The organism is Exiguobacterium sp. s6, assembly GCF_018618155.1.
Taxonomy (GTDB): Bacteria; Bacillota; Bacilli; order Exiguobacteriales; family Exiguobacteriaceae; genus Exiguobacterium; species Exiguobacterium mexicanum_A.
Genome location: NZ_JACSLN010000001.1, coordinates 800,813 through 824,740, shown reverse-complemented (window position 1 = coordinate 824,740; position 23,928 = coordinate 800,813). Strand labels below are relative to the sequence as shown.

Genomic DNA, 23,928 nt, shown 5'->3' with positions numbered 1-23,928 from the left:
AAAAGCAATCAGGCCTGAGCGTAGATGCGGTCGATGATCGTATGGAGCGTCACCGCCTGTTCCGCTTGCTCGTACGATGGCTCGTGCCGGCACGCCTCGAGGAACGTGCGAATCTGACTGGCGTACGGATCTTGGAGCGTCAGATGGGCCGGTGATTTATCGAATAAGGCGCCATGCTCTTCCGTATGGAGTTGGAGTGGAAAGAGCGACGCCCCGCCCATCGTGCCCCGTAGTTCGACCCGCATCGTGTCCGCCGCCTCGACATTGGCCATGAAACTCGCGTCTAAAAACAAAGATGCTCCGTTGTCGAACGTGACCATCGCCCGGGCCGTGTCTTCGACCGAGAACGCCTCTGCGTCCCAATCACCCATCAGCCCGACACCAGGCCGTGTGCCGAGGTATTGACCGACGTGACCGATGACATCGACCGGCTTCGGATAATCCATCAAATACAAGGCGAGGTCGAGCATATGTACCCCGATATCGAGCAGTGCACCGCCTCCTTGCAGTTCCTTATCCGTGAACACGCCCCATCCCGGGATGCCACGACGCCGCAGGGCAAGGGCCGTCGCCGCATAGACGTGACCGAGTTCCCCGGCATCGATCATCCGTTTCAATAGTTGTGTGTCCGACCGGTGCCGGTAATGGAATCCGTAATGCAGCGTCCGCTCTGCCTTCCGGGCCGCTGCTAGCATCTCGTTCGCCTCACGGGCCGAGATGGCCGGCGGCTTCTCACAGAGGACGTGGCATCCTGCCTCGAGTGCGGCGATGACTTGCGCTTTGTGGAGCGCGTTCGGCGTACATACACTGACCGCATCGAGTTGTTCTGTGACGAGCATCTCTTCGACCGTCTCGTACACCCGTTCGATTCCAAACTGTTCAGCCACCGCTTCCCCGCGCTCACGGGTCCGATTCATGACGGCGACGACGTCAGCCCCTGCCGCGATGTATTGCGGGATATGGGCAGTCTTGGCAATCCCACCCGTACCGATGATTCCGATTCTCATGGTCCTCACTCCTTTTCTGTACTGTTCGTGAACGAGCGGGACATTTCCTGTACAAAAAAAGACGACCTGCACATGGCAGGTCGTCTCAATCACTTACTTCTTGAAGTTCGTGTTTTTGATCCAGTCTTCGAGCTTGTCCTTGAGGACAGTGAATCCTGGAGCTTCTTCTTGCTTGAAGTTTGAAGCTTCGTTGCGGCGTGGTGCGCCACGACGAGCTGGCTTAGCCGACTTCTCGCGTTTTGGAGCTTCTTGTGTCGCTTTCATTGAAAGCTTGATTTTCTTAGATGCTTCATCAACATCAAGAATTTTCACTTCAACTTCTTGACCGACTTGAACGTACTCGTTCACGTCTTTCACGTAGTCGTGTGAGATTTCAGAGATGTGGACAAGACCTTGAGTCTCGTCGTCGAGTGCGACGAACGCACCGAAAGGTTGGATTCCTGTTACTTTACCTTTTAAAACTTGATCTTTTTCGTATTTTGCCATTACAAACACTCCTATGCTAAATTCATCAACTTACTATAACATACTTTTTTCGATAAAGTGTACAAATTAGTAAAAAAGATTATTTGGGATTATTTTCGTGTTTCAAAGTCGACGGGTCGGGTAAATACAAATCAAGCAAGACTTCAAGTATTCCCCCCTGATTCCGCTAGGCTAACGCCTAGCCCTTTTTTTGTTCAAAAGCTTGTAAACGGTCGCTGTGCGGCCACCTCAAACACCGTCTCCCCTACCATTTCATTCAACATAATCGCGTTCCGATATACGGCCATCCCTAAATTCGTTGCCGCCGGCCCGTGCGAATGTTCCAAGTTCGTATGGGTGAACAGACTGCCGGTCAACCGAGTCTCTGTCGCGATTTGATAGCGGTTGTTGACGCGCCATAGTCGTTCCGCTTCCCATTCGATGTCAAATCGTTCGACCCACTCCGGAATCCGCGGTCGATACCCGGTCGCCGCCACGACCGCATCGTATTCGTTCGTGAACGATTCACCGCTATGCTGCTGAGTCCCTTCGACCATATAGCTCGATGAGTGCGATACGCGCTCGATTTCGATTTGGGTACACAAGTTCGTCGCTTGGTCCGTCCCGTCCGCCGTCCGATGATATAACGCCCCATAGATGGCACGGAGCGTATCCGGATTGACGCCATTGCGGAATCGTTCGAACGACTTCCCAAGTTGCTCACGTTCCGCGTACGGTAATCGATTGAAATACTCGACATACGACAAGCTGAAAATCTCTTCCCCGAGTTTGCCGCTCTCGAGCGACTCGAACACGTCCGAGCGCGTCACCCAATCAATTTGTTGCCGCGTTTTATCGGATCGACTCAATAAATCGAGATACACCTCCGCCGCGCTCTGCCCGCTGCCGATGACGACGATGCGGTCCTTTTCAAGCAATCGTTCCCGCTCCATTCGATACGAGCTCGTATGGATGACGTCTTGGAACGCCTCTGGGATGAGCGGTTCGGCCCCGGTCCCGATGACGACGTGTCGCGTCGATAGCGTCTCTTCGCCTTTAGGCGTCGCGACCGTGACGAGGAAGCCGTCCTGTGCCGGACGGACGTCGACGATCCGGTGCGAGAACTTGATTGTGTCGAGCGAGGCAGCGATCGCCTGCAAATAGCGATTGAACTCTGTCCGGGGAATCGTCGGGCTCTCTTGGACGATGAACGTCTGCAGTCGGCCCGCCTGCTTCAAGTAGTTCAAATAACTGTGCCGGCTCGTCGGGTCGGCGAGCGTCACAAGGTCATATAAATAATGCGTCTGCATCGTCGCCGCTTCGAGCAACATTCCTTCATGCCACTTGAAGTCGTCCCGCTCTTCAAAACATATCCCCGTCAATTTGGTCGATTCGCTGAGCGCCATCAAGCCGAGATTGTACGGGCCACATCCGATTGCTACAAAATCCACTCGTTCCAATGACCTCACCTCGCTCGTCTTTTCCCATCTATTATACCACTAAAACGTAAAACAGACCCTCATCGCTGAGAGTCTGTCACTGTCGTCGTCACTTCGAACTGTTTCATGAACCGATCGATGCGACGAATCGCTTCTTGTAATTGTTCGACCGACGTTGCGTAACTAGCCCGGACGAAGCCTTCACCGCTCGCGCCGAAGGCGTTGCCCGGCACGACCGCGACCCGTTCCTCGAGCAAGAGACGCTCGGCGAACTCTTCGCTCGTCAATCCGGTGTGGCGAATCGATGGGAAGGCGTAGAACGCCCCACCCGGTACGTGCGTCGGTAACCCGGCATCATTGAGGGCCTGGATGAAGTAGTTACGGCGCTGCCGATAGCTCTTCACCATCTTCGGTACATGCTGGTCGCGGCTCTTCAGTGCCTCGAGACCGCCGAACTGAACGAGCGTCGGGGCACACATCATGCCGTACTGATGAACTTTGAGCATCTCCCGTGTTACGACTTCCGGCGCACATGTGAACCCGAGCCGCCAGCCTGTCATCGCGAACGCCTTCGAGAACCCGTTGACGACGATCGTCCGCTCGCGCATGTCATGAAGCGTCGCAAAGCTTGTGAAAGGCTCGTCATATGACAGTTCGGCGTAAATTTCATCACTGACGACCCAAAGGTCATGTTTCGTCGCGAGTTCCGCAATCTCGGTGAGTTCTTCACCCGTCATCGTCGCTCCGGTCGGGTTTGACGGGAAGCAGAGGAGCATCGCTTTCGTGCGCTCCGTGATCGCCGCTTCGACGTCTTCCCGGTTCAGACGGAACCCGTTCTCCGGACGACAGGCGACCGGGACGACCGTCCCGCCGGCGAGCTCGATGAGCGGCCCGTACGAGACGAAAGCCGGTTCAACGACGATGACCTCGTCACCCGGGTTGAGGAGAGCCCGGAAGGCGATATCGAGCGCCTGCGACGCGCCCGTCGTGACAATCAGTTCCGTGGCCGGGTCATATGTCGCCCCGAACCGGTCCGCCATGTAACCAGCGATTTCTTGACGTAACTCGAGGAGACCGGCGTTCGCGCTATAGGCCGTGTAGCCTTGCTCGAGCGCCGCATAGCTCGCCTCGCGCACGTTCCACGGCGTGATGAAATCCGGCTCTCCCACCCCGAGAGAGACGACGTTTTCCATCGTTTGCGCCAAATCGAAGAATCGGCGAATACCGGACGGCTTCATTGAGACGACTTGTTGGGATAGTGACTTCATGGCGTAATATTCAACCGTTTGTCTTCGACTTGCGGGGTGAATAAAATGCCATCATGCTTATACGTCTTCAATTTGAAGTGCGTCGTCGTCGAGACGACCGAGTCAAGCGGTGACAATTTGTCCGAAACGAACGACGCGACGTCTTGAAGCGAGTTCGCCCGAATGACGACTTGCAGGTCGTAAGCCCCTGACATCAAATAGAGCGCCGTCACTTCCGGGAAGCGATAAATGCGTTCCGCGACCTCATCGAAACCACGACCCCGTTTCGGAGTGACTTTGACGTCGATGAACGCCGTGACATCGTGGCGATTGATTTTTTGCCAGTTGACCATCGCCCGGAAGCCGAGCAAGATGCCGTCCGCCTTGAACTTTTCGAGCATCGCCTCGACAGTCGCCTCGTCGGTCGCGAGCAAGTTCGCCAACAATTTCGTCTCGAGGTAGCCTTTCTCTTCGAGCAGCTCGAGCAATTCTAGTTCTTTCGATGTATACATAGTTATTCTCCTTCCGTTCTACCGGGGAACGCCCCTGTGAACGTTCTCTCTGTCTGTCTCACATAGTCCCGTCGTTCGGCTTGGACGATATGGAAGTTCTTCATTTCCATATTGACCAAACCGTGCTTGTGACAGAACCGATCAAAGTAACGACGGCGCGTCTCGTCTTGTTTGGCCGACAAGTTGTCGGTGCCATTGAACGCATAGAGCACCGTCGCGCGGGCCGGATGACGAATCGTCCCGACCTCACTGACACGTAGAATGAAATCCCAATCCCAGTAGTTATAGACGTCCTCGTCGAACGATCCAATCGTCTCGTGGAGCTGTTTTCGATAGAGCGTACCGGACGGGATAAACGTCGAGTCTTGGCGAAGGCGCTCCAAATCGAGGGCGTAGGCGAATGCCTCCCAGTCGGTGACGCGACGGCGCCCATCTTCCCACGTAAAGCGGAACAGTTCCGCGTCCGTGAAGACGAGGTCGGCCGAACGGATGTCCTCGAGCGCTTGTTCGATATGGGTCGGCATGAGTAAATCATCATCGTCGAGCAACAGGATATAGTCGCCGCTCGCTTCCTGCACGCCGCGATTGCGGGCTTTGACGTGATGATTCTCGCCAAGCTCGATATATCGAATCGATAATCGATTCAAAAAAGGCGCCAAAAGATGCTGTTTTGGCGGCCCGTCATTATTGATCACAAGTACTTCAAACTCCCCGAACGTCTGGACGACCAGACATTCGAGCAGTTCCGTCAGTTCCGTCTCCCGCGAGTGGACCGGGATGACGATGGAAACGAGCGGGTTCATCCGCGGTAAGCAGTTTCGACGTGCGGCAAGATGGCTTCCCAGCTGACGCCGTTTTCTTTCGATACCGTGACGAAATCGCCATAGGCGAATACGCTCTCGACGCCTTCGATGGCGACGAGTTTCGCGAGAAGCGGTTGGTCCGTCTCTTCGCCCGCTTTCACGCTTTGGCTTTTCGCGCCGAAGACGTTCTCAGGAAGTGTAATTTTCATTGCATTTGGATTCGGTGTTGGATCGATACGTAACATCGTGGTTCCCCCTTATAGTTGACAAGATTCTGAAGACGCGAGTAGTCGTGCCGCCATGGCCCGTGTTTCCGGTTCACTTGGACAGTCGCCAAAAGCGTCTGTCAAGATCTGTCGAATCACGTCATCCAATTGATCGATCGAATCGACGTGAATGAGCGCCAAGGCGATATCGTCAAACTCTGGTCCATACGACCCAAGCCCGTAACCGAGTGGGTCCCATGCTAATAATAAGTCTTCTGCTCTCATTTGTTAAACCCTTCTTTTTACCTTGATTTCAAATCGTACTCCCTCAATCTACCTCACTTTTCAGTTCGATGCTAGTGAGCGTTCGAATTTCCCTCGTTTTGAAAAAGCAGTCGTCACTATATATAGTAATCGCTCAAATCGTAAATTGAATAGAAGATAGGACGAAATCCAATGAATTTATCGTTTATTTGGACATCCGGTTCATGATTGACCGCTTACATAAAATTGCACGCGTTCTCACGCCAACGTCAATTTAATTTTTTTCTATCTCATATCTCATCTCAAATCGGATGATAGCGCCGTTTTTGAGTAAAAGTAATCTAGGCGTCGACAGTTTGCCGAATGTCAAGATTGCAAAACTAAATATAGGTGATTTATGATTAAAAAGACTAGAAAACGTCAATATATAGTTAACGGATATTTATCACGTTCATCCATCATTGACGTCGAATCGGACAAGTTCCGCTATACCTTTATAATATCTACATCCGAAGAAGGAGTGATCGTTTTGACATCCCCTATCCATCACGAGACGATGTTGGCTGCTGCGCCAACACTTACTGACGTCTCGACATTAATCCAATCATTAAAACAACGCTACCCACAGCTTAGTGTCGAACGATACGAAGAACGAGCCGTCCGGGCGCTCGAAGGAAAGACACTGACACAAGATGTAGTATATGAACTCTTGACGATGCACGCCCTCGATATGTTGAAGGCTGAAGAGCCGGACTGGACGTTCGTCGCCACAGAAATGTACTTAAACCGCCTCTATTTAGAAGCGGCCCGTAACCGCGGTTATGACGCCTCGATGCGTTACGGCGCTCTCTATCCAATGATTGAGACGCTCACGACAAAAGGCATCTTCACCTCGGCACTACTCGATACGTACTCGAAAGAAGACATCGCCTATTTGGAGACGTTGATTGACCCGTCACGTGACCGCATGTTCACATACATCGGTCTCCGGACGTTAGCAGACCGTTACCTCGGCCGCGACCACGTCAAAAACTTGTACGAGTTGCCGCAAGAGCGGTTCATGGTCATCGCCATGACGCTCATGCAAAAAGAGAACGCTGACCAACGTGTGAAACTCGTCGAAGAAGCGTATTGGGCACTATCGAACCTCTATATGACGGTTGCTACACCGACGCTTTCGAACGCCGGGAAATCGTACGGGCAGCTCAGCTCATGTTTCATCGACACGGTCGACGACTCGCTCCGCGGCATCTACGACTCGAACACAGATGTGGCCACGCTCTCGAAAGGCGGCGGCGGAATCGGCGTCTATCTCGGCAAGATCCGCTCACGCGGCAGCGACATCAAAGGCTTCAAAGGCGTCTCGAGCGGCGCGCTCCCTTGGATGAAGCAACTGAACAACACGGCCGTCTCGGTCGACCAGCTCGGCATGCGCCAAGGCTCGATCGCCGTCTACCTCGACATTTGGCATAAGGACATCTTTGAGTTCCTCGATGCGAAATTGAACAACGGGGACGAGCGCCTTCGGACTCATGACTTGTTCACAGGCGTCTGCTTGCCCGACTTGTTCATGCGTACGGTCGAAGCACGTGGCGACTGGCACTTGTTCGACCCGCACGAGATTCGTACGGTCATGGGCTTCAGCCTTGAAGACTTCTACGATGAGACGGAAAATGGTGGTTCGTTCACTGAGAAATACATGGCGTGTGTCAATACCCCGGAGCTCTCGCGCGTAACGGTACCGGCCATCGACCTCGTCAAACGCTACATGCGTTCACAGCTCGAGACAGGAACCCCATACATGTTCTTCCGTGACGCCGTGAACCGCGCTAACCCGAACAAACACGCCGGCATGATCTACAGCTCGAACCTCTGTTCAGAGATCGCGCAAAACATGTCACCGACGACGATCGACGAAGAGTACACAGCGGACGGAAAAATCGTCATCACGAAAACACCTGGTGACTTCGTCGTCTGTAACTTGAGCTCGATCGCCCTCGCCCGGGCCGTGAAGTCAGATGTGCTCGAACGACTGATCCCGATTCAAATGCGGATGCTCGACAACGTCATCGACTTGAATACGATCGAAGTACCGCAAGCGATGATCACAAACCAAAAATACCGCGCCGTCGGACTCGGAACGTTCGGTTGGCATCACCTGCTCGCCCTCGAAGGCATCCGTTGGGAATCGGTCGACGCCGTCCAGTACGCGGAAAAGCTATATGAGAAGATTGCTTACCTCACGATTCAAGCGTCAATGGAATTAGCTAAAGAAAAAGGCGCATTCGGTGTCTTCGAAGGATCGGAGTGGCATACGGGTGAGTACTTCAAACGCCGTAACTACCGCTCACACGATGAACTCGATTGGGACGGCCTCGCGGAAGCGGTTCATCAAAACGGTGTCCGCAACGCCTACATGATGGCAGTCGCACCGAACTCGTCGACGGCGATTATCGCCGGCAGCACCGCCTCGATTGATCCAATCTATAAGAAGGTCTACTCGGAAGAGAAGAAAAACTACAAGATCCCGGTGACGGTCCCTGACCTCAACCCGGAGACGAACTGGTTCTATAAATCAGCGTTCGAAGTCGACCAGCTCTGGAGCATCCGTCAAAACGCGGCCCGTCAGCGTCATATCGACCAAGCAATCAGCTTCAACCTATACGTCAAAAACGACGTGAAGGCGACCGAAATGTTGGCGATGCACCTTGAGGCGTGGTCACTCGGAATGAAATCAATCTACTACACGCGTTCGACGACCGTTGAAGTCGACGAATGTGAATCGTGTGCTTCGTAACGTCACGTAACAGAAAGGTGGGACCAACCATGAACGTCGCAATCGTCTATAGTTCGATGAGCGGGAATACAGAAGAGGTCGCCGAACTGATTCAGGCGACCCACGTCCATCGGGGCGACCGCGTCGCCCTGTATGAAGCGGACCGCATCGGCCATCGCGAAGCCCAATCACTCGCCACGTACGACCTCGTTTACTTCGGGTCGTATACGTGGGCGGACGGCGTCTTGCCGGACGAGATGAAAGACACGTTCCGTCTCGTCTTGAAAGAACTTAATGTGCCGCTCCGCCAAGCCGCCGTGTTTGGGACAGGTGACAAGATGTTCGTCCACTTCTGTCGGGCGGTCGACGAGATGGCCTACCACCTTTCGAAATACGGAATTCCCCTCGCCGGTGAGACATTGAAAATCGAGCAGTCACCGCGCAATCAACCGTACAACGTCCGTCATTGGGCCGAACGGTTGGCTAGAAACACCGAAGAAGGAGTATATGTCCATGACCATTCAAAAGATCAAACTACTGTCGCCCAAACATCCTAACCGGGCGACTGCCATTATCGGGGGCGAGACGAGTTCCATCGTCAATTGGAATGACATCGCCTATCCGCAGTTTTACACCATCTATAAACAATTGCTCTCAAACTTCTGGATCCCGGATGAGATCTCGATGTCAAAAGACATGCAGCAATGGCCGCAGTTGAGCGAGCGTGAACAAGACGCCTTCAAACGCATCATCGGGTTGTTGTCGATCCTCGACTCGGTACAGACACGCTATATCCTCGAGTCATCGATGTTCTCATCAGACTCGTCGGTGCACGCCGTGCTCGCCGTCATCGCCCAACAAGAAGTCGTCCATAACCAATCATATAGTTACGTCCTCTCGAGCCTCGTCCCGCTCAGCGAACAAAATCGAATCTTCGATATCGCCAAGGACGACGAGATGGTCATGAAACGGAATCAGTTCATCTTGGACTTATATGAGGACTTCCGGGCCGACCAGACGGCCGAGACGTTCGCCAAGTCGCTCGTCGCCTCGATCATTCTCGAAGGCATCAACTTCTATTCCGGTTTCGCCTACTTCTACAACTTGGCCCGTCACCAGAAGATGGTCGGCACGTCGACGATGATCAGCTACATCCAGCGTGACGAGATGCAACACTCGTATTTCGTCAGCCAGTTACTCCGGGCCGTCTTGACGGAAAACCCGGAGATCGACGCCGACGGCAGCTTCAGCCAGTTCGTCTATGACACGATGGCGGAAGCCGTTGACCTCGAGGTCGAATGGTGCGAATACGTCCTTCGCGACCTCGACGGGCTCGACGTCAGCGAGATGCGCGATTACGTCAAGTACCTCGCCAACAAGCGCCTCCGCGTCATCGGCTTGAACGATCTGTATGAAGGGTTCAACGAAGACGTCATGCCGTGGATTCGTGCGTACTCAGACGATTCATTGAATGCCACGAAATCCGACTTCTTCGAACAGAAGTCACGCTCGTACGCAAAAGTCACCGACGCCAACGGCTTCGACGACCTATAAGCACAAAACGCCCCGACTCACGATGAGTCGGGGCGTTTTTAATGGATGAAATTTAATGATAAGCGCGTACGTACTGAGCGATCCCTTCAGCGACACCTTCCGCCATGCGTTGGCGTGAGGCGTTGCTCCGTAAGTGGGTGACGTCTTGCGGCGAAGAGATGAAACCGAGTTCGACGAGGGCCGATGGCATCGTATTATAACGAATCACATAATAGTTCGCCGTCTTCACACCGCGGTTCGTCATCCCGGACATCTTACCCATCAAATTAGATTGAATGTTCGTCGCCAGCACACGGCTCTTCGAACTGTGGGCTGAATAAGACGAATAGAACGTCTCGACACCTTTAGCATACTGAGTCGTCGCAGCATTCGTGTGCAAGCTGACGAACAAGTTACCGCGAAGCGTTTTTGCCGTCTGAACGCGTTGGTCGAGCGTCAAGTAGACATCCGTCGAGCGCGTCAACCGGACTTGGTAGTCATACTTCGAACGAAGATACGCCTCGACTCGTTTCGTCACATCGAGAACAATCGTCTTCTCATAGAGCGATCCATTCACCGCTCCCGGGTCACCGCCTCCATGGCCCGCATCGAGGACGATGACGGCGTTGCTCGTCGCGCTCGGCTTGAGCGTCATCGCGTAAGCCGTCGAGATGTAGCCGTCGCGACCGTTGTACTTGATTTTATAAAAGCCGTTCGTCGAGCCGTAATGGTCGACTTGAGTGCCATGGGCGAGTCGGCCGAGAATCGTCGAGCTCGCCGAGGCGCTCGCCCGGACGTTCAAGACGTCCCCTGGTGTGTTCGTGTACACTTTCCCTTTAGGCGTCGCCGCAGGGGCGGCCGGGGCCTTCCCGGCCGACAACCAAGCTGTCGGGGTATAGAACGTGTCCGACCCGATATAGACGACCGACCAGCTCGAGTTATGTTTGCTGTACGTCACCGGCGTATACTTCGGCAACACACGAGCGACCGGTGATGATTGAAGCGTCTTCTTGAACAGGTTGGCATTTCGGTTCGCATATCCTGTTACTTTTTGAATGACAGGCGGTTTCGTCGTCGGCGGTTTCGTTACCGGCGGCGCTCCTGGTGTGATCCATGCCGTCGGCGTGTAATATGTTTTGCTGCCGATGTAGACGATCGACCAACTCGAGTTATATTTGCTCGAGACGACCGCCGACTTGGCCGGCAACACTTTCAACACCGTCGAACGTTGGTTGCGCGCGCCGAACAGTTTCAACTCGCGGTTGGCATGACCATCGACTTTTACGACTGGCGGTTTCGTCGTCGGCGGAGGCATCGTCGGTGCCCCAGGCGTAATCCATGCCGTCGGTGCATAATACGTTTCGCTTCCGACATAGACGACCGACCAGCTTGAATTATATTTGCTCGAGACGACCGCTGACTTAGCCGGCAACACCTTCAACACCGCCGAACGCTGATTCCGTTCGCCGAACAACTTCAAATCACGATTCGTATAGCCTGTTTCACGGGCTGGTGTCGATGCGACGGCTTTCGGGGCAATATATGCCTTGGCCGCATAATACGTCTTCCCGTTCAAGTACACTTTCGCCCAAGACGAGTTATGCACGGCATATTGAACGGTCGTGCCTTTTTTAAGCGTCCGGTACACGGTCGCCTTGCTATGGGCCGACACACGGATGTTCAAGTTGACGGTCGTCACACCCGTCGAAGTGGCAGCTTGCTTCGTGACCGTCGTGGATTGGGACGGGATCCGCTTGATGTACTGGGCGGAAGCATAGTACGTTCGATTGTTTAAATATATCTTACTCCACGATTTGTTATAAATTACATATTTTACTTTTGTTCCCTTTTTTAGCGTTTGTATCAATTTTCCGCTCGTGCTTGGTGCAGAGCGAACGTTCAAGTTGACTGTCGTCTCTCCGTCCAAAGTAGCGGCTTCTACCGCGGGTATTTGGATTGAAAACAAGACAATGGTCATGATGAGGGCAAGTTTAAAAAGCTTCATATTCATCCAAAATATTCCTTTCTTCATACGCACATCGCGACTGACAACACCTTCATAGTAGCACATTGCTTTTATTAAAAAAGTAAATATTTGAAAAAATGATGAATACTTTTTACAAAAAAGGTGAATGTTTTTACCCTTGTTTTCGCACAATCCAAAACGTGTCAGTGCCATGTCGCTCGATCTCGACGGCGAAAGGGGCCGCTAGTTGCAAATCAGTCTCGATGGAGCGATCGATTTGGAAAGGCGGCTCAGGTTGTCGAATGACAAACCCATCGAGTCCCTCGACTTCGGCGATCTTTAAGAACCGCGCCAAGTGCCCTTCCCGCTCTCTATATCGGCTCACTTCTTCGAAAGGTTTAGCCTTCACCCCGCCCCAGTACCGTCCTTCCACATAAGAACGATACGTGCGGACCGAATCTTCCGTAATCGGGTCGGGGGTATGGTCGAAGCGTCCGAAGTCTCGGGACGACTTGTCTTCGATCAACGAGGCGATCTCCGCGAATAGGTCAAATCCATTCATGTCGGCAAGTTCCATGACCGCCTGTTGAACGGCCTCGATGTGTCGTTGCAACGATCCCGGCGTCGCGGACGCCTTCAATTTTTTATCGCCTTCGTAGGCATTTAATATGCGGCCAACTTCCCCCGCTTCGCGCACGAGGCGGTAGTAGCTACGTTCTTCTTTCGTCTCGTCACGGTCTGTCGTTTGATTCGTGAGGGTGATGGCATATTGATTCGCCAGACACGTCGAAATAACGAAGACGTCCATCAGCTCTTCTCGCAGGGCGACACGGTCGTCGGCATAGAGCGCGCCGCCAACTTCGCCCGCTTCTTCTAACAGCCGGGCCAACCCCGACAGCGGCCGCCAGTAGCCGCCTAAATGAATAATCATCCGATCGATTCGTCGTTGTAATTCCTTCATGTTTAATCACCTATCCATCCTCTATATTTACCGGTTGCGTGGTATACTATGCTCAATCCAATCGTTAGGAAAGGGGCCATGTGTCGTGTCGCCAGCCAGGCTTTGGCAGTTACTTCGTTTCCTGCTCGTCATTATCGGGCTCGTCTTCGTCATTTGGGGACTGAGCGTCCTCTTTACGTACACGTATCCTTTCGTGTTCGCCTTCTTGTTATCCTTGTTGACCGTCCCGCTCGTCAATTGGTTCGAGCGCGAGACCAAATTGCCCCGGGCTCTTGGGACGCTCGCTTCCTTGTTGATCGTCATGAGTGTCGTCAGCGGTGTGATTGCCATCGTGGTGACTCAACTCATCCGTTACTTGACGATCGCCGCCGAGAAACTTCCCGACCAGATTGAAACGTTCACCGAATACATACAACGCATGTTCAACGAAAAAATTGCCCCGTTCGTCAATGATGCGTATGACAGCGTCCAGCGGCTCAATCCGGGACAGACGAACTCGCTCGAAGGCGGGATCACCGAAATCGGGGTCCAGCTCGGAGCCGCGATCGGCGTCTTGTCACGAGGGGTCGCCGGTTTGTTGCAAAATATCCTCAGCGCCTTACCGCTTGTCTTGCTCTTGTTCATCGTCATCGTGCTCGCCTGGTTCTTCATCACGAAAGACTGGAACGTCTACATGCGGTCCATCGCGCGCTTGAATGAGCGCAAAGGCTTCAAGGAATTTGAACTGGTCATGACCAATTTGCGCTCGGCCCTGTCCGGTTACGTCCGGGCCCAATTGACGCTTATCTCCATCACGTTCGGGATCGTCCTTGTCGGCATGTTCATCCTGCGGGTCGACAATCCATTCTCTTTCGCTCTTTTAGCGGCCATCTTCGACTTGTTGCCGTACCTCGGCGTCGGGACGCTGCTATTGCCATGGGCCGCCTATGCCGCCGTGAGCGGCGACTGGTTCCTCGCCATCGGCCTCGTCATCTTGTATATCGTCGTCATCGTCCAACGTAACTTGGCTGAACCGAAAATCGTTGGTTCTCACATTGGACTTGACCCGCTCGCCGCCCTCATCTCGATTTTTGTCGGTTTGCAACTGTTCGGGGTGCTCGGCTTCATTTTAGGACCGGTCTTGGCCGTTCTGCTCAAGGCGCTCTATAACGCCCAAGTGTTTCACTATATGTGGAGATTCGTCCTCGGGCCGACGACACCAAAAGAGCGATGACGCGTCATCGCTCTTTTGTCTTCGGTACCGCCACGAACGGCGCTCCTTCAGTTTGGTCCGGATGCGTCACCATCCCAGTCGTTCCCGCCTCATAGGCGGCCACGGCCAAAATACAGGCGTCGATAATATCATCGACTTGTACGTTCGACATCTTCCACTTCCAGGGCGAGCTTTTTGAATAGCGGCGCAACAACTCGATTCGTTCGAGTTCTCCCGCCTCGGTCTTCTTGCTGAAACGCGCCTCGTTCCCGGTCATGACGGCGAAGCACACTTCCGGATGTGACTCATAGACGTCCGTTTCAGCGATCGTTTGAAACTCTCGAATCCGCGGCACAAGGTTCCACGCTTGTTTGCTGATTCCTTTTCCGACTAGTTCGCGACTTCTCGCGTTGGCCGTCTCATACGATGCTTCTGTTACCACTTCTTGAATCGGTGGTGTGAAGATCGATGACTTCCGCTCTTTTAGTTGCGACCGCATCCACGCGTCACACGTTCGGCCCGGCTTATCGATCGACCCTAAGTCTTTCGGCATATCGACAAAATGCACGGCCCCTTCGATCAATAAATCTTCCAACTTCTCTGAGATGGTCAAACAGAGCGAGATGCTGTCGTACGTGATTCGTACCCAACCCCCGCGCGCGCCATCAATTCCTACTCCGACCACGGCGTCCCTCCTGCATCAAAAACAACACACCGAGCACCGCGCAAAAGACGGTCACTCCTAACAACCAACGGCTTGGCCAAGCCGTGTATCCGAAACCGGAGACGACGGCCAAACCGATCAATACAAATCCAATTTTCAACGTTTCCATCCTTCGAGCATCGAGGCGAGTGTGCGCACCATGACGCCAGTCGGTCCTTTTGGTCCGAGGTCGCTCGCCGACGAACGTTCGCTCGTCCCAGCGATGTCGAGATGGAGCCAAGGCGTGTCCCCGACGAACTCACCGACAAAAGCGCCGCCGAAAATCATATGACCGTAACGGCCCGGTGAGTTGTTCAAGTCGGCGACTTCCGACTTACGCACTTGGTTGATGAAGACATCGAAGTATGGCATCTGCCAGACGAGTTCGTTCGTGTCACGGCTCGCAGCTTCTAAGGCGCCATAGAGCGACGCATCGTTCGTCAGGCAACCAGTCACTTCCGTACCGAGTGCGACGAGCACACCGCCCGTGAGCGTGGCCACATCGATGATGGCTTGCGGTTCATACGTCTTGGCAAAGGTAACGGCGTCGGCGAGGACGAGACGACCTTCCGCATCCGTGTTGAGCACTTCAATCGTCTTCCCGTTCATCGCCGTGATGACATCGTCCGGCTTGAATGCGTCCCCTGAGATCATGTTGTCCGTCGATGGGATGACACCGATGACGTTCACGTTCGGTTTCGTCGTCGCGAGCGTCTCGAATAAACCAAGTACCGTCGCGGCGCCGCCCATATCCCCTTTCATACCGACGATGCCGTCTTTCGGCTTGATCGAGTAACCGCCCGTATCAAACGTGATGCCTTTTCCGACGACAGCGACAGGCGCCTCGTCTCCAGCTCCGCGATATTCGAGCACGATCAACTTCGGCGGGATCGTCGACCCTTGGTTGACGGCGAGAAGCGCGCCCATTCCGAGCCCTTCCATCTCTTCTTTTTCAATGATGCGATGTTCAAAGCCGTGACGTTCGGCCAACTCGACCGCATAGTCCGCGAGCGTTTCCGACGTCAAAATATTGGCTGGCATCATAGTGAGCGACCGCGCCACATTCACACCACGTCCGTAAGCTGCACCTGCTAGCGCCTCTTCCTCTGCATCAGCTCCGAGCAACGTGATCGTTACGTCCGGTTTCGCCGGTTTCGGCTCTGATTTGTATGTAGGATGCTCATACGTCGCCATCTCATACGCTTCAGCAAACAGTTTCGCCGTATTCGGTCCGAACGTGTCGAGGGCGACTGCGACGTCCGTGAAGGCCCGGGCTTTGATGTGTTTGGCGACTTTCCCGAACCAATTGCGCACATTTTCAACCGTATTTTCGTTCCGTTGTCCGAGACCGACGAATAGGATCCGTTTGACCGTTCCCTCAAACGTCGGGACGATGGAGACTTCACCTGTTTTCGTTGAAATATCTGCCGATTGAATCAATGCTTTGACGCGTCCATTAAACAATGAATCGAGTCCTTCCTCAATCGTGTCGGCAGCGCCGATCCCCACGACGATTGTGTCATATGAGCCGTTCCAATCTAAGTCTTTCACTTGATACATGTTTGCCACTTCCCTTCTTTATATATGGTTAGCATAACGAACTTCTGCCAAATAATGAAACAGTATGCGCAAGAGTCAATAAATCTTCGAATTCAGGCGTTAACTCCTCGTTGTGACGATGATTTATTTTATGATAGGATAAGAAAGTACGCAATCAGGCATCCCTCCCTGTTGAGGCGAGGCCATTTTGTTCGGTCGAGGCTTCCCCTAGTAGTAGACCGTTGCTACTTTAATCTTCCAGGTTTTCGTTAGTTCCTTTTTCATTTCGGGTAAGAACTAACGAGATAACGTTGGAAACCACTATTTCTTTGAAGAGAGGGACTACGCTTATGTCACACATTAAAGGTATTGGCGCATCTGCAGGAATCGCAGTTGCGAAAGCATTCGTCATGGAGACACCTTCATTTGACATCCCGACAAACAAAATCGAGGACGTAGCAGCTGAGAAAGCCCGTTTCCAAGCGGCGATCGCTCAGTCGAAGACAGAACTCGAAGAAATTCGCGAGATCACACTTCGTGAACTCGGTGAAGACAAGGCAGAGATTTTCTCGGCACACTTGCTCATCGTCGAAGATCCAGAGATCGTCTCACCAGTGAACGACAAAATTGAAAGCGAACACATGAACGCTGCGAAAGCGCTCGATGAAGTCGCTCAAATGATGGTCATGATCTTTGAATCGATGGATAACGAGTACATGCGTGAACGTGCTGCCGACGTTCGTGACGTCACGAAACGCGTCATGGCGCATATCCTCGGTGTCACATTCATGACGCCTGCGTCGATTTCTGAAGAAGTCATCATCATCGCTGAAGATTTGACACCGTCTGACACGGCACAACTCAACCGTAAATACGTCAAAGGTTTCGCGACAAACATCGGTGGACGTACGTCTCACTCGGCAATCATGTCTCGTTCACTCGAGATTCCTGCTGTCGTCGGTACAAAAGTAGCGCTCGAAGAAATCAAGAACGGCGACCTCGTCGTCATCGACGGAACAGAAGGCGACGTCTTCGTCAACCCGTCTGAAGAACTCGTCAATGAATACGTTGAAAAACGTGCCTCGTTCGAAGCTTACAAAGAAGAGTTGAAACAGCTCGTCAACGAAGAGTCGGTCACAGCCGACGGCCATAAAGTCAAACTTGCGGCAAACATCGGTACACCGAACGACCTCGAAGGCGTGTTGAAAAACGGCGCTGACGCCATCGGCCTTTACCGGACCGAGTTCCTCTACATGGACTCAGAAACGTTCCCGACGGAAGAAGAGCAATATACAGCCTATAAAGCAGTACTCGAAGGTATGGACGGCAAACAAGTCGTCATCCGTACACTCGATATCGGTGGAGATAAAGAATTGTCTTACCTCGACCTTCCAAAAGAAATGAACCCGTTCCTCGGCTATCGCGCGATTCGCCTTTGCCTCGAAGAGACGGACTTGTTCCGCACACAACTTCGCGCCCTTCTCCGTGCCTCAGCGCACGGTGACCTCGCCATCATGTTCCCAATGATCGCGACACTTGAAGAGTTCCGCGCTGCGAAAGCGCTCCTTCTCGAAGAAGAAGCGAAGTTGAAAGCAGAAGGCATCGCTGTCGGTAACTACGAGACAGGGATGATGGTCGAGATCCCATCGACAGCCGTCATGGCGAAGCAATTCGCGAAAGAAGTCGACTTCTTCTCAGTCGGCACGAACGACTTGATTCAATACACGATGGCAGCGGACCGCATGAACGAGAAAGTCTCGTACTTGTACCAACCGTTCAACCCGGCCATCTTGAACCTTCTCCACAACGTCATCACAGAAGCACATAAAGCTGGCAAATGGGTCGGCATGTGTGGCGAGATGGCTGGAGAAGAGCTCGCGATTCCAATCCTTCTCGGACTTGGCCTTGACGAGTTCTCGATGTCAGCTTCAAGCGTCCTTCGCGCACGTAGCCTCGTGAAGCGTTTGACGAAGTCAGAAACAGAAGCGATCGTCAACGACGTCCTCAACATGGATACAGCTGAAGAAGTCGTGAACTTCCTCAGTGAAAAATTCGATATTAAGAAGTAACAAAAAAAGAAGTTCTCGCAGCTGCGAGAGCTTCTTTTTTGTTTACTCGGCGCCTTTATCGTCCGTTCTGAAGTCGAGCGCTTCACCGGCGACGACCGTCTCTCCGAATGAGACGACGACGATTTTGCCGTCTCCGTTCGTCCAAATGATCGGCGTGATGAGCGATGGGACTTTGTCGCGAATCAAATTGAGGTCAACGTCGAGCAAGACATCTCCCGCTTCGACGCGGTCGCCTTCTTTCACTTTGGCGACGAAACCTTCGCCTTTCAGATTGACCGTATCGAGTCCGACATGGATAAGAATCTCGCGTCCATCGTCCGCAAGTAGACCAATCGCATGTTTCGTCGGGAAGAACGTCGTGATTTGTCCCGTGACCGGCGCAACGACTTGTCCTGAACTCGGTTCGATGGCAAATCCTTCGCCCATCATGCGGCCCGAGAAGACTTGGTCCGGAACGTCATCAAGTGACAAGATGACACCTGACATCGGGGCGAGGAAGCGATGATCGGCATGTTCGGCCGCTTCCGGTGTGATGACGGCTTTTTCTTTCGGCTTGTATTCGCCACCCTCGATGATGGCCGCGATTTGCGATTTGAGCGTATCGGATTTCGGTCCGAAGATGGCTTGAATATTATCTCCGACTTCGAGTACTCCGGCCGCTCCCAAATCTTTGAGCAAGTCTTTATCGACTTGTTTGACATCGTTCACGGTGACGCGAAGACGCGTGATACAGGCGTCGAGGTGTTTGATGTTTTCAGGTCCGCCGAGACCGACGAGCACTTCGTACGGTAAATCGTCTCCGACGACGGCTCGGGCTCCTTTTCCTTCAGCGACGGTTTCACGTCCCGGCACTTTCAAATCGAATTTCGTGATGGCGAAGCGGAAGCCGAAGTAATAAACGACCGCGAAGACGAGGCCGACCGGAATGACGAGCCACCAGGCTGTCCGGTTCGGCAACACTCCGAACAATAGATAGTCGATGAGTCCGCCTGAGAACGTCATCCCGATTTTTACGTTGAGCAAGTGCATGGTCATAAAGGATAGTCCAGCAAAGACGGCGTGAATACCAAAGAGTAGAGGTGCAACGAAGACGAACGAGAATTCGACCGGCTCGGTGATTCCCGTTAAGAATGAAGTGAGGGCTGCTGAGAAGTAAAGTCCTTCGACGTCTTTACGACGCTCTTTCGGGACCGTGTGGAACATGGCGAGACAAGCGGCAGGCAATCCGAACATCATGAACGGGAACTTCCCGGTCATATACGTACCGGCCGTAAACTCGACTCCGTCACGTAATTGTGCGAAGAAGATCCGTTGGTCCCCTTGGACAAGGTCTCCCGCCTGGTTCGTATATTCCCCGAACTGGAACCAAAACGGAGAGTACCAGATGTGGTGCAGACCGAACGGGATCAAAGAACGTTCGACCAAACCGAAGACGAAGGCAGAGACGGCGACGTTTGCTTCAATGATCGTGCTCGAGAACGTATTGATGGCCGTTCCGATTGGCGGCCAAATATAGGCGAGCGCAATCCCGATCACCAAGCTGAACGCGGCGGTCGCGATCGGCACGAACCGTTTCCCGGCGAAGAACCCTAAGAAATCCGGCAACTTAATGTTGAAGTACTTGTTGTATGCGAATGCGGCAATGAGACCTGCGATAATACCCCCGAATACCCCCATTTGGAGCGTCGGGATCCCGAGTACCGATGCATAGGCCGGGTCTCCCTGGGCGATTTCCGCGGTAATACCGTTCCACGTACTGATAACTTTGTTCATAATCAAATAACCAACGATAGCTGCTAACCCGGCAACACCGTCCCCGTTGGCTAGCCCGATGGCGACACCGACGGCGAACAATAGACCTAGATTGGCAAACACGATATCCCCGGCATCTGTCATAACTTGCCAGACGAGGACGAGTGAATCGTTTGCCAAGAAAGGTAAGAGCGAAACGAGATCAGGGTTTTGGAACGCGGTACCAAATGCGAGTAATAGACCGGCTGCCGGTAGAATCGCAACCGGAAGCATGAGTGCCTTCCCGATTCGCTGCAAAACACCAAACACTTTCTTCCACATCATGGTTCCCTCCTTTTGTCAGAATACTTACTTTTCCCCATCTGCCAGTAGGCTGAAACCGTTTCACCCATACAAAAAAAGCCAATCCATAATGGATTGGCTTATAGCTTCATTCAGTTTGCTTTCTTTTCGTTACCTGAAGCGATGACCGCTTGCATTTCTGATTTCAATGCATCAGAACGTGGTCCGAAGATTGCTTGAATGTTGTTACCGACTTCAAGGACACCAGCTGCCCCGAGGCGTTTCAATTCTTCTTTGTTGACTTGGCTCTTATCTTTAACTTCAACGCGAAGACGTGTGATACATGCGTCTAAGTGTTTGATGTTTTGCGAACCACCGAAACCAACGAGGATATCTTGTGCAAGTTCCGAACCTGTAGCAGTTGATTGCTCAACGACTTCATCTTCACGGCCCGGTGTTTTAAGGTTGAACTTACGGATAACGAAACGGAATCCGAAGTAGTAAACGACTGCGAACACGAGACCGACTGGAATGACGAGCCACCAGTCTGTACGGTTAGGAAGTACACCGAAGAGAAGGTAGTCGATCAAACCGCCCGAGAACGTCATCCCGATTTTGACGTTCAAGATGTGCATGACCATGAACGAAAGGCCAGCGAAGACTGCGTGTACTGCGAACAAGAGTGGAGCAACGAACAAGAATGAGAACTCGATCGGCTCAGTGATACCAGTCAAGAACGATGTAAGTGCTGCCGAAGCCAAGAGACCACCGACGACTGCTTTACGCTCAGGACGTGCTTCATGGTACATAGCGAGTGCTGCTGCTGGAAGACCGAACATCATGAACGGGTACTTACCAGTCATGAACGTACCAGCTGTGAGCTCGGCACCATCACGAATTTGTGCGAAGAAGATCGCTTGGTCACCACGAACGATGTTACCCGCTGCATCCGTGTACGAGCCGAACTCGAACCAGAATGGTGAGTAGAAGATGTGGTGAAGACCAAATGGAATCAATGAACGTTCGATCAAACCGAAGATGAATGCCGCGAACGTGCGGTTTTCAGTCAACATGAAGTTTGAGAACGTGTTCAAGCCGTGTTGAACTGGTGGCCAGATGAGAAGCATAACGAAACCAGCGACAACTGCCAATACTGCAGTAACGATTGGGACGAAACGCTTACCAGCGAAGAAGCCAAGGAATTGCGGCAATTCGATGTTGAAGTACTTATTGTATGCCCATGCGGCAATCAGACCAACGATAATCCCTCCGAATACCCCTGTTTGGAGTGTTGGAATCCCAAGTACTGATGCGTAAGCCGGGTCACCTTGTGCGATGATTTCAGGTGTGAGTTCGAGCCAAACACCCATTACTTTGTTCATGATGAGGAATCCGACGATGGCTGCAAGTCCGGCAACGCCGTCCCCTGCTAAACCGATCGCGACACCGACTGCGAATAAGAGTGCTAAGTTCGAGAAGATAATGCCACCCGCTTGCTCCATGAGCTGAGCGAATTTCACAACGCCTGCGTTCGTTAACCAACCAGCGCGTGATGTGAGGGCCGGGTTTTGCATCGCGTTACCGAATGCAAGAAGAAGACCGGCTGCCGGCAAGATCGCTACAGGAAGCATAAGTGCTTTACCGACTTTTTGAAGAACACCAAAGATCTGCTTAAACATGATAAATCCTCCTTTTGTGATTGTTTCGTGCGGAAAGACGACTGTAGATGTCAGACAACCGACGTATCTAAACGTTTTCATAATAAACGTTTATAAAAACAGAAACAGGCATGAATAAGGTATAGAACGTAGACCTCTCCTAATGGAGACATCGTTGCGTTCCACTCCTTACTCATGCCTGATCGAATCAGTAACACGTAAGATACGTGGTATCAGTTATCTACTTGTTAGGCGCTGGAGATGCATCGTCAAATATGTCGCTTCACCTCGCGGGACAGGACGCTTTAATTCGCGTTCCATGATGCCCATCAGCTCCCAAGCAGTACTATAGCATAGCGGATATTCTTCGCGCAATACCTTTTCAATTTTTTGTGGGGCCTCCACCATCTCACCCGTCGCAACCCGCTCAACGGCGTACCTTAAGTGCCGAAGTAAGCGCTTATAATCGAGTGAAGTCCGGTCCATTTTGACGTTCAAACGACTCTCAATCGTCTGAACGATTTGCCCGATGATTTGGTTGTGCCGGTTGACCTCGAGGACGTTTTTAAACGTCGTCGCCGAATGGATATGGAGCGCGATAAATCCGATCTCCGCATCGGGCAACAGCACGTCGAGCCGCTCGTGAATCATATCGACGATTCGTTCAGCCAAGGCGTACTCATTCGGATAGAGCGATTCGGTCTCAAGCAAGAACGGATTTGTCACTTCCATCCCTTGTTCGATCCGCTTCATCGTGAAGAACAAGTGGTCGGTCAAACCGATATGAATATGTTGATCGACTTTCTTGCCCGTATTGTTCTCGATAAAGCCGACGATTTCTTGCATGAAGGCAATAAAGTCTTCATCGACGTGTTTAACGAGCTCACGGTATTGTGATTGTTCTTCTTTATCTGTCAGTTGATACACTTTCTCCGGGACACTGGCCGGGTCGACGAGATCGCCCGCTTTCTTGCCGAAGCCAATCCCTTTCCCGAGTAGAATGACTTCCGGTTCCGGATCATGTTGGCAAATGACAACGCTATTATTCAACACTTTCTTGATCGTATACATCGGTAATGTCATTCTCATCGCATCCCTTACTAATTAAATCGTTATCTTATCTAGTATATCGGTTCGCCTTCTAAAAAAGTAGGCAGAAAACAAAAAAAGACGAACATTTCTGCCGTCTTTAAAACATTGAGTAACCACTCTTACGCAAGTAGCGGATCGTGACGCCGGCCAAAATCGCACCGAGCAGTCCGAAACCAAGCATGAACACATCCAAAAACTGAAGTCCGAGCACCCGTTCGTAAACGTTGGCGAGCGCGGTCGATGTCTCCGTGATGTAACTCGAGAGCTTGACGTTATCAATCATCATAATGACGAAAATCGGATAGATGAACACGAGCGTCCATGTTTTTTTAAGTAGCATGTTCAAAATGAAGCCGATGCTGAAGAAGATGACCAAATAAAGAATCGCCCCAATGACAGCCTGGATGATATGCATGCGATTGCCCCCTTTTCCCGTTGTCTATTATACCGAATCGCCCTCTC

Annotated in this window: 20 protein-coding genes and 2 pseudogenes; 5 read left to right on the top strand and 17 right to left on the bottom strand. The window is 52.4% G+C overall.

Annotated features, from left to right (window positions below):
* Window positions 1-8 precede the first annotated feature (8 nt).
* The 8 genes from KNP75_RS04275 to KNP75_RS04240 form a co-directional block, all read right to left on the bottom strand.
* A complete protein-coding gene (locus KNP75_RS04275) occupies window positions 9-1,007 on the bottom strand; it encodes a Gfo/Idh/MocA family protein (protein WP_215189933.1) in 999 nt (332 codons plus the stop codon).
* A 93-nt stretch (window positions 1,008-1,100) separates the two neighbouring features.
* A complete protein-coding gene (gene yugI, locus KNP75_RS04270; protein WP_016509788.1) occupies window positions 1,101-1,493 on the bottom strand; it encodes a S1 domain-containing post-transcriptional regulator GSP13 in 393 nt (130 codons plus the stop codon).
* A 194-nt stretch (window positions 1,494-1,687) separates the two neighbouring features.
* Window positions 1,688-2,923 carry a lysine N(6)-hydroxylase/L-ornithine N(5)-oxygenase family protein gene (locus tag KNP75_RS04265; protein ID WP_353049030.1) on the bottom strand — a complete coding sequence of 412 codons (1,236 nt, stop codon included), beginning with the start codon at window positions 2,921-2,923 and terminating at the stop codon, window positions 1,688-1,690.
* Window positions 2,924-2,991: 68 nt separating this feature from the next.
* Window positions 2,992-4,179, bottom strand: a complete 1,188-nt coding sequence (locus KNP75_RS04260; RefSeq protein ID WP_138859141.1) for an aminotransferase — start codon at window positions 4,177-4,179, stop codon at window positions 2,992-2,994.
* Window positions 4,176-4,670: an Lrp/AsnC family transcriptional regulator gene (locus KNP75_RS04255; protein WP_021065542.1), complete on the bottom strand. Its 495-nt coding sequence runs from the start codon at window positions 4,668-4,670 to the stop codon at window positions 4,176-4,178. The genes KNP75_RS04260 and KNP75_RS04255 overlap by 4 nt, the downstream gene beginning before the upstream one ends.
* Window positions 4,671-4,672: 2 nt before the next feature.
* A complete protein-coding gene (locus KNP75_RS04250) occupies window positions 4,673-5,473 on the bottom strand; it encodes a glycosyltransferase family 2 protein (protein ID WP_138859140.1) in 801 nt (266 codons plus the stop codon).
* On the bottom strand, window positions 5,470-5,718 hold the full coding sequence (locus tag KNP75_RS04245; protein WP_034778343.1) for a NifU N-terminal domain-containing protein: 249 nt from the start codon (window positions 5,716-5,718) through the stop codon (window positions 5,470-5,472). Before KNP75_RS04245 ends, KNP75_RS04250 begins: the two co-directional genes overlap by 4 nt.
* A 12-nt stretch (window positions 5,719-5,730) precedes the next feature.
* On the bottom strand, window positions 5,731-5,964 hold the full coding sequence (locus tag KNP75_RS04240) for a DUF1871 family protein (protein ID WP_034778345.1): 234 nt from the start codon (window positions 5,962-5,964) through the stop codon (window positions 5,731-5,733).
* A 508-nt stretch (window positions 5,965-6,472) separates the two neighbouring features.
* On the opposite strand from KNP75_RS04240, the gene KNP75_RS04235 reads away from it, so the two are divergent.
* The 3 genes from KNP75_RS04235 to KNP75_RS04225 are packed head-to-tail and all read left to right on the top strand — an operon-like array spanning window position 6,473 to window position 10,273.
* Window positions 6,473-8,740, top strand: coding sequence for a ribonucleoside-diphosphate reductase subunit alpha (locus KNP75_RS04235; RefSeq protein WP_034778347.1), 2,268 nt, complete (start codon window positions 6,473-6,475; stop codon window positions 8,738-8,740).
* Between the two features lie 29 nt (window positions 8,741-8,769).
* On the top strand, window positions 8,770-9,276 hold the full coding sequence (locus KNP75_RS04230; protein WP_138859138.1) for a flavodoxin domain-containing protein: 507 nt from the start codon (window positions 8,770-8,772) through the stop codon (window positions 9,274-9,276).
* On the top strand, window positions 9,233-10,273 hold the full coding sequence (locus KNP75_RS04225; RefSeq protein ID WP_034778351.1) for a ribonucleotide-diphosphate reductase subunit beta: 1,041 nt from the start codon (window positions 9,233-9,235) through the stop codon (window positions 10,271-10,273). Before KNP75_RS04230 ends, KNP75_RS04225 begins: the two co-directional genes overlap by 44 nt.
* Before the next feature lie 52 nt (window positions 10,274-10,325).
* On the opposite strand, the gene KNP75_RS04220 is transcribed toward KNP75_RS04225, so the two are convergent.
* Together KNP75_RS04220 and KNP75_RS04215 are read right to left on the bottom strand one after the other, a co-directional pair.
* The gene (locus KNP75_RS04220) at window positions 10,326-12,263 is read right to left on the bottom strand and encodes an N-acetylmuramoyl-L-alanine amidase (RefSeq protein ID WP_215189931.1); all 1,938 of its coding nucleotides are present in this window, start codon (window positions 12,261-12,263) and stop codon (window positions 10,326-10,328) included.
* A gap of 127 nt (window positions 12,264-12,390) precedes the next feature.
* Window positions 12,391-13,179, bottom strand: a complete 789-nt coding sequence (locus tag KNP75_RS04215; protein ID WP_215189930.1) for a MazG nucleotide pyrophosphohydrolase domain-containing protein — start codon at window positions 13,177-13,179, stop codon at window positions 12,391-12,393.
* An 85-nt stretch (window positions 13,180-13,264) separates the two neighbouring features.
* Between KNP75_RS04215 and ytvI the strand changes: the two genes are divergently transcribed.
* Window positions 13,265-14,392, top strand: a complete 1,128-nt coding sequence (gene ytvI / locus KNP75_RS04210; protein WP_215189929.1) for a sporulation integral membrane protein YtvI — start codon at window positions 13,265-13,267, stop codon at window positions 14,390-14,392.
* A 4-nt stretch (window positions 14,393-14,396) separates the two neighbouring features.
* Here the strand turns inward: ytvI and KNP75_RS04205 are convergent, their stop codons facing one another.
* The 3 genes from KNP75_RS04205 to KNP75_RS04195 are packed head-to-tail and all read right to left on the bottom strand — an operon-like array spanning window position 14,397 to window position 16,634.
* Complete coding sequence (locus tag KNP75_RS04205; protein ID WP_214753012.1) at window positions 14,397-15,056, bottom strand: DUF429 domain-containing protein; 660 nt, start codon at window positions 15,054-15,056, stop codon at window positions 14,397-14,399.
* Window positions 15,037-15,195: a hypothetical protein gene (locus KNP75_RS04200; protein WP_161787546.1), complete on the bottom strand. Its 159-nt coding sequence runs from the start codon at window positions 15,193-15,195 to the stop codon at window positions 15,037-15,039. Before KNP75_RS04200 ends, KNP75_RS04205 begins: the two co-directional genes overlap by 20 nt.
* Window positions 15,192-16,634: a leucyl aminopeptidase gene (locus tag KNP75_RS04195; protein WP_034778358.1), complete on the bottom strand. Its 1,443-nt coding sequence runs from the start codon at window positions 16,632-16,634 to the stop codon at window positions 15,192-15,194. The genes KNP75_RS04200 and KNP75_RS04195 overlap by 4 nt, the downstream gene beginning before the upstream one ends.
* Before the next feature lie 329 nt (window positions 16,635-16,963).
* Between KNP75_RS04195 and ptsP the strand changes: the two genes are divergently transcribed.
* A complete protein-coding gene (gene ptsP / locus KNP75_RS04190) occupies window positions 16,964-18,682 on the top strand; it encodes a phosphoenolpyruvate--protein phosphotransferase (RefSeq protein ID WP_215189928.1) in 1,719 nt (572 codons plus the stop codon).
* Between the two features lie 135 nt (window positions 18,683-18,817).
* Here the strand turns inward: ptsP and ptsG (KNP75_RS04185) are convergent.
* From ptsG (KNP75_RS04185) to KNP75_RS04170, 4 genes and pseudogenes are all read right to left on the bottom strand, one after another.
* Window positions 18,818-20,755: pseudogene (gene ptsG / locus KNP75_RS04185) on the bottom strand (glucose-specific PTS transporter subunit IIBC); the annotation flags it as partial.
* A gap of 140 nt (window positions 20,756-20,895) precedes the next feature.
* Window positions 20,896-22,395: pseudogene (ptsG, locus tag KNP75_RS04180) on the bottom strand (glucose-specific PTS transporter subunit IIBC); the annotation flags it as partial.
* Window positions 22,396-22,611: 216 nt separating this feature from the next.
* On the bottom strand, window positions 22,612-23,457 hold the full coding sequence (glcT, locus tag KNP75_RS04175; RefSeq protein ID WP_214751818.1) for a glucose PTS transporter transcription antiterminator GlcT: 846 nt from the start codon (window positions 23,455-23,457) through the stop codon (window positions 22,612-22,614).
* Between the two features lie 106 nt (window positions 23,458-23,563).
* Complete coding sequence (locus KNP75_RS04170; protein WP_021065526.1) at window positions 23,564-23,881, bottom strand: YuiB family protein; 318 nt, start codon at window positions 23,879-23,881, stop codon at window positions 23,564-23,566.
* Window positions 23,882-23,928: the final 47 nt, after the last annotated feature.

What these genes read in the sequence shown, in the direction of transcription:
- KNP75_RS04275 (WP_215189933.1), bottom strand. Translation starts at nt 1,007, where the DNA reads ATGAGAATCGGAATCATCGGTACGGGTGGGATTGCCAAGACTGCCCAT.
- yugI (WP_016509788.1), bottom strand. Translation starts at nt 1,493, where the DNA reads ATGGCAAAATACGAAAAAGATCAAGTTTTAAAAGGTAAAGTAACAGGA.
- KNP75_RS04260 (WP_138859141.1), bottom strand. Translation starts at nt 4,179, where the DNA reads ATGAAGTCACTATCCCAACAAGTCGTCTCAATGAAGCCGTCCGGTATT.
- KNP75_RS04255 (WP_021065542.1), bottom strand. Translation starts at nt 4,670, where the DNA reads ATGTATACATCGAAAGAACTAGAATTGCTCGAGCTGCTCGAAGAGAAA.
- KNP75_RS04250 (WP_138859140.1), bottom strand. Translation starts at nt 5,473, where the DNA reads ATGAACCCGCTCGTTTCCATCGTCATCCCGGTCCACTCGCGGGAGACG.
- KNP75_RS04245 (WP_034778343.1), bottom strand. Translation starts at nt 5,718, where the DNA reads ATGTTACGTATCGATCCAACACCGAATCCAAATGCAATGAAAATTACA.
- KNP75_RS04240 (WP_034778345.1), bottom strand. Translation starts at nt 5,964, where the DNA reads ATGAGAGCAGAAGACTTATTATTAGCATGGGACCCACTCGGTTACGGG.
- KNP75_RS04230 (WP_138859138.1), top strand. Translation starts at nt 8,770, where the DNA reads ATGAACGTCGCAATCGTCTATAGTTCGATGAGCGGGAATACAGAAGAG.
- KNP75_RS04225 (WP_034778351.1), top strand. Translation starts at nt 9,233, where the DNA reads ATGACCATTCAAAAGATCAAACTACTGTCGCCCAAACATCCTAACCGG.
- KNP75_RS04220 (WP_215189931.1), bottom strand. Translation starts at nt 12,263, where the DNA reads ATGAATATGAAGCTTTTTAAACTTGCCCTCATCATGACCATTGTCTTG.
- KNP75_RS04215 (WP_215189930.1), bottom strand. Translation starts at nt 13,179, where the DNA reads ATGAAGGAATTACAACGACGAATCGATCGGATGATTATTCATTTAGGC.
- KNP75_RS04195 (WP_034778358.1), bottom strand. Translation starts at nt 16,634, where the DNA reads ATGTATCAAGTGAAAGACTTAGATTGGAACGGCTCATATGACACAATC.
- ptsP (WP_215189928.1), top strand. Translation starts at nt 16,964, where the DNA reads ATGTCACACATTAAAGGTATTGGCGCATCTGCAGGAATCGCAGTTGCG.
- glcT (WP_214751818.1), bottom strand. Translation starts at nt 23,457, where the DNA reads ATGACATTACCGATGTATACGATCAAGAAAGTGTTGAATAATAGCGTT.
- KNP75_RS04170 (WP_021065526.1), bottom strand. Translation starts at nt 23,881, where the DNA reads ATGCATATCATCCAGGCTGTCATTGGGGCGATTCTTTATTTGGTCATC.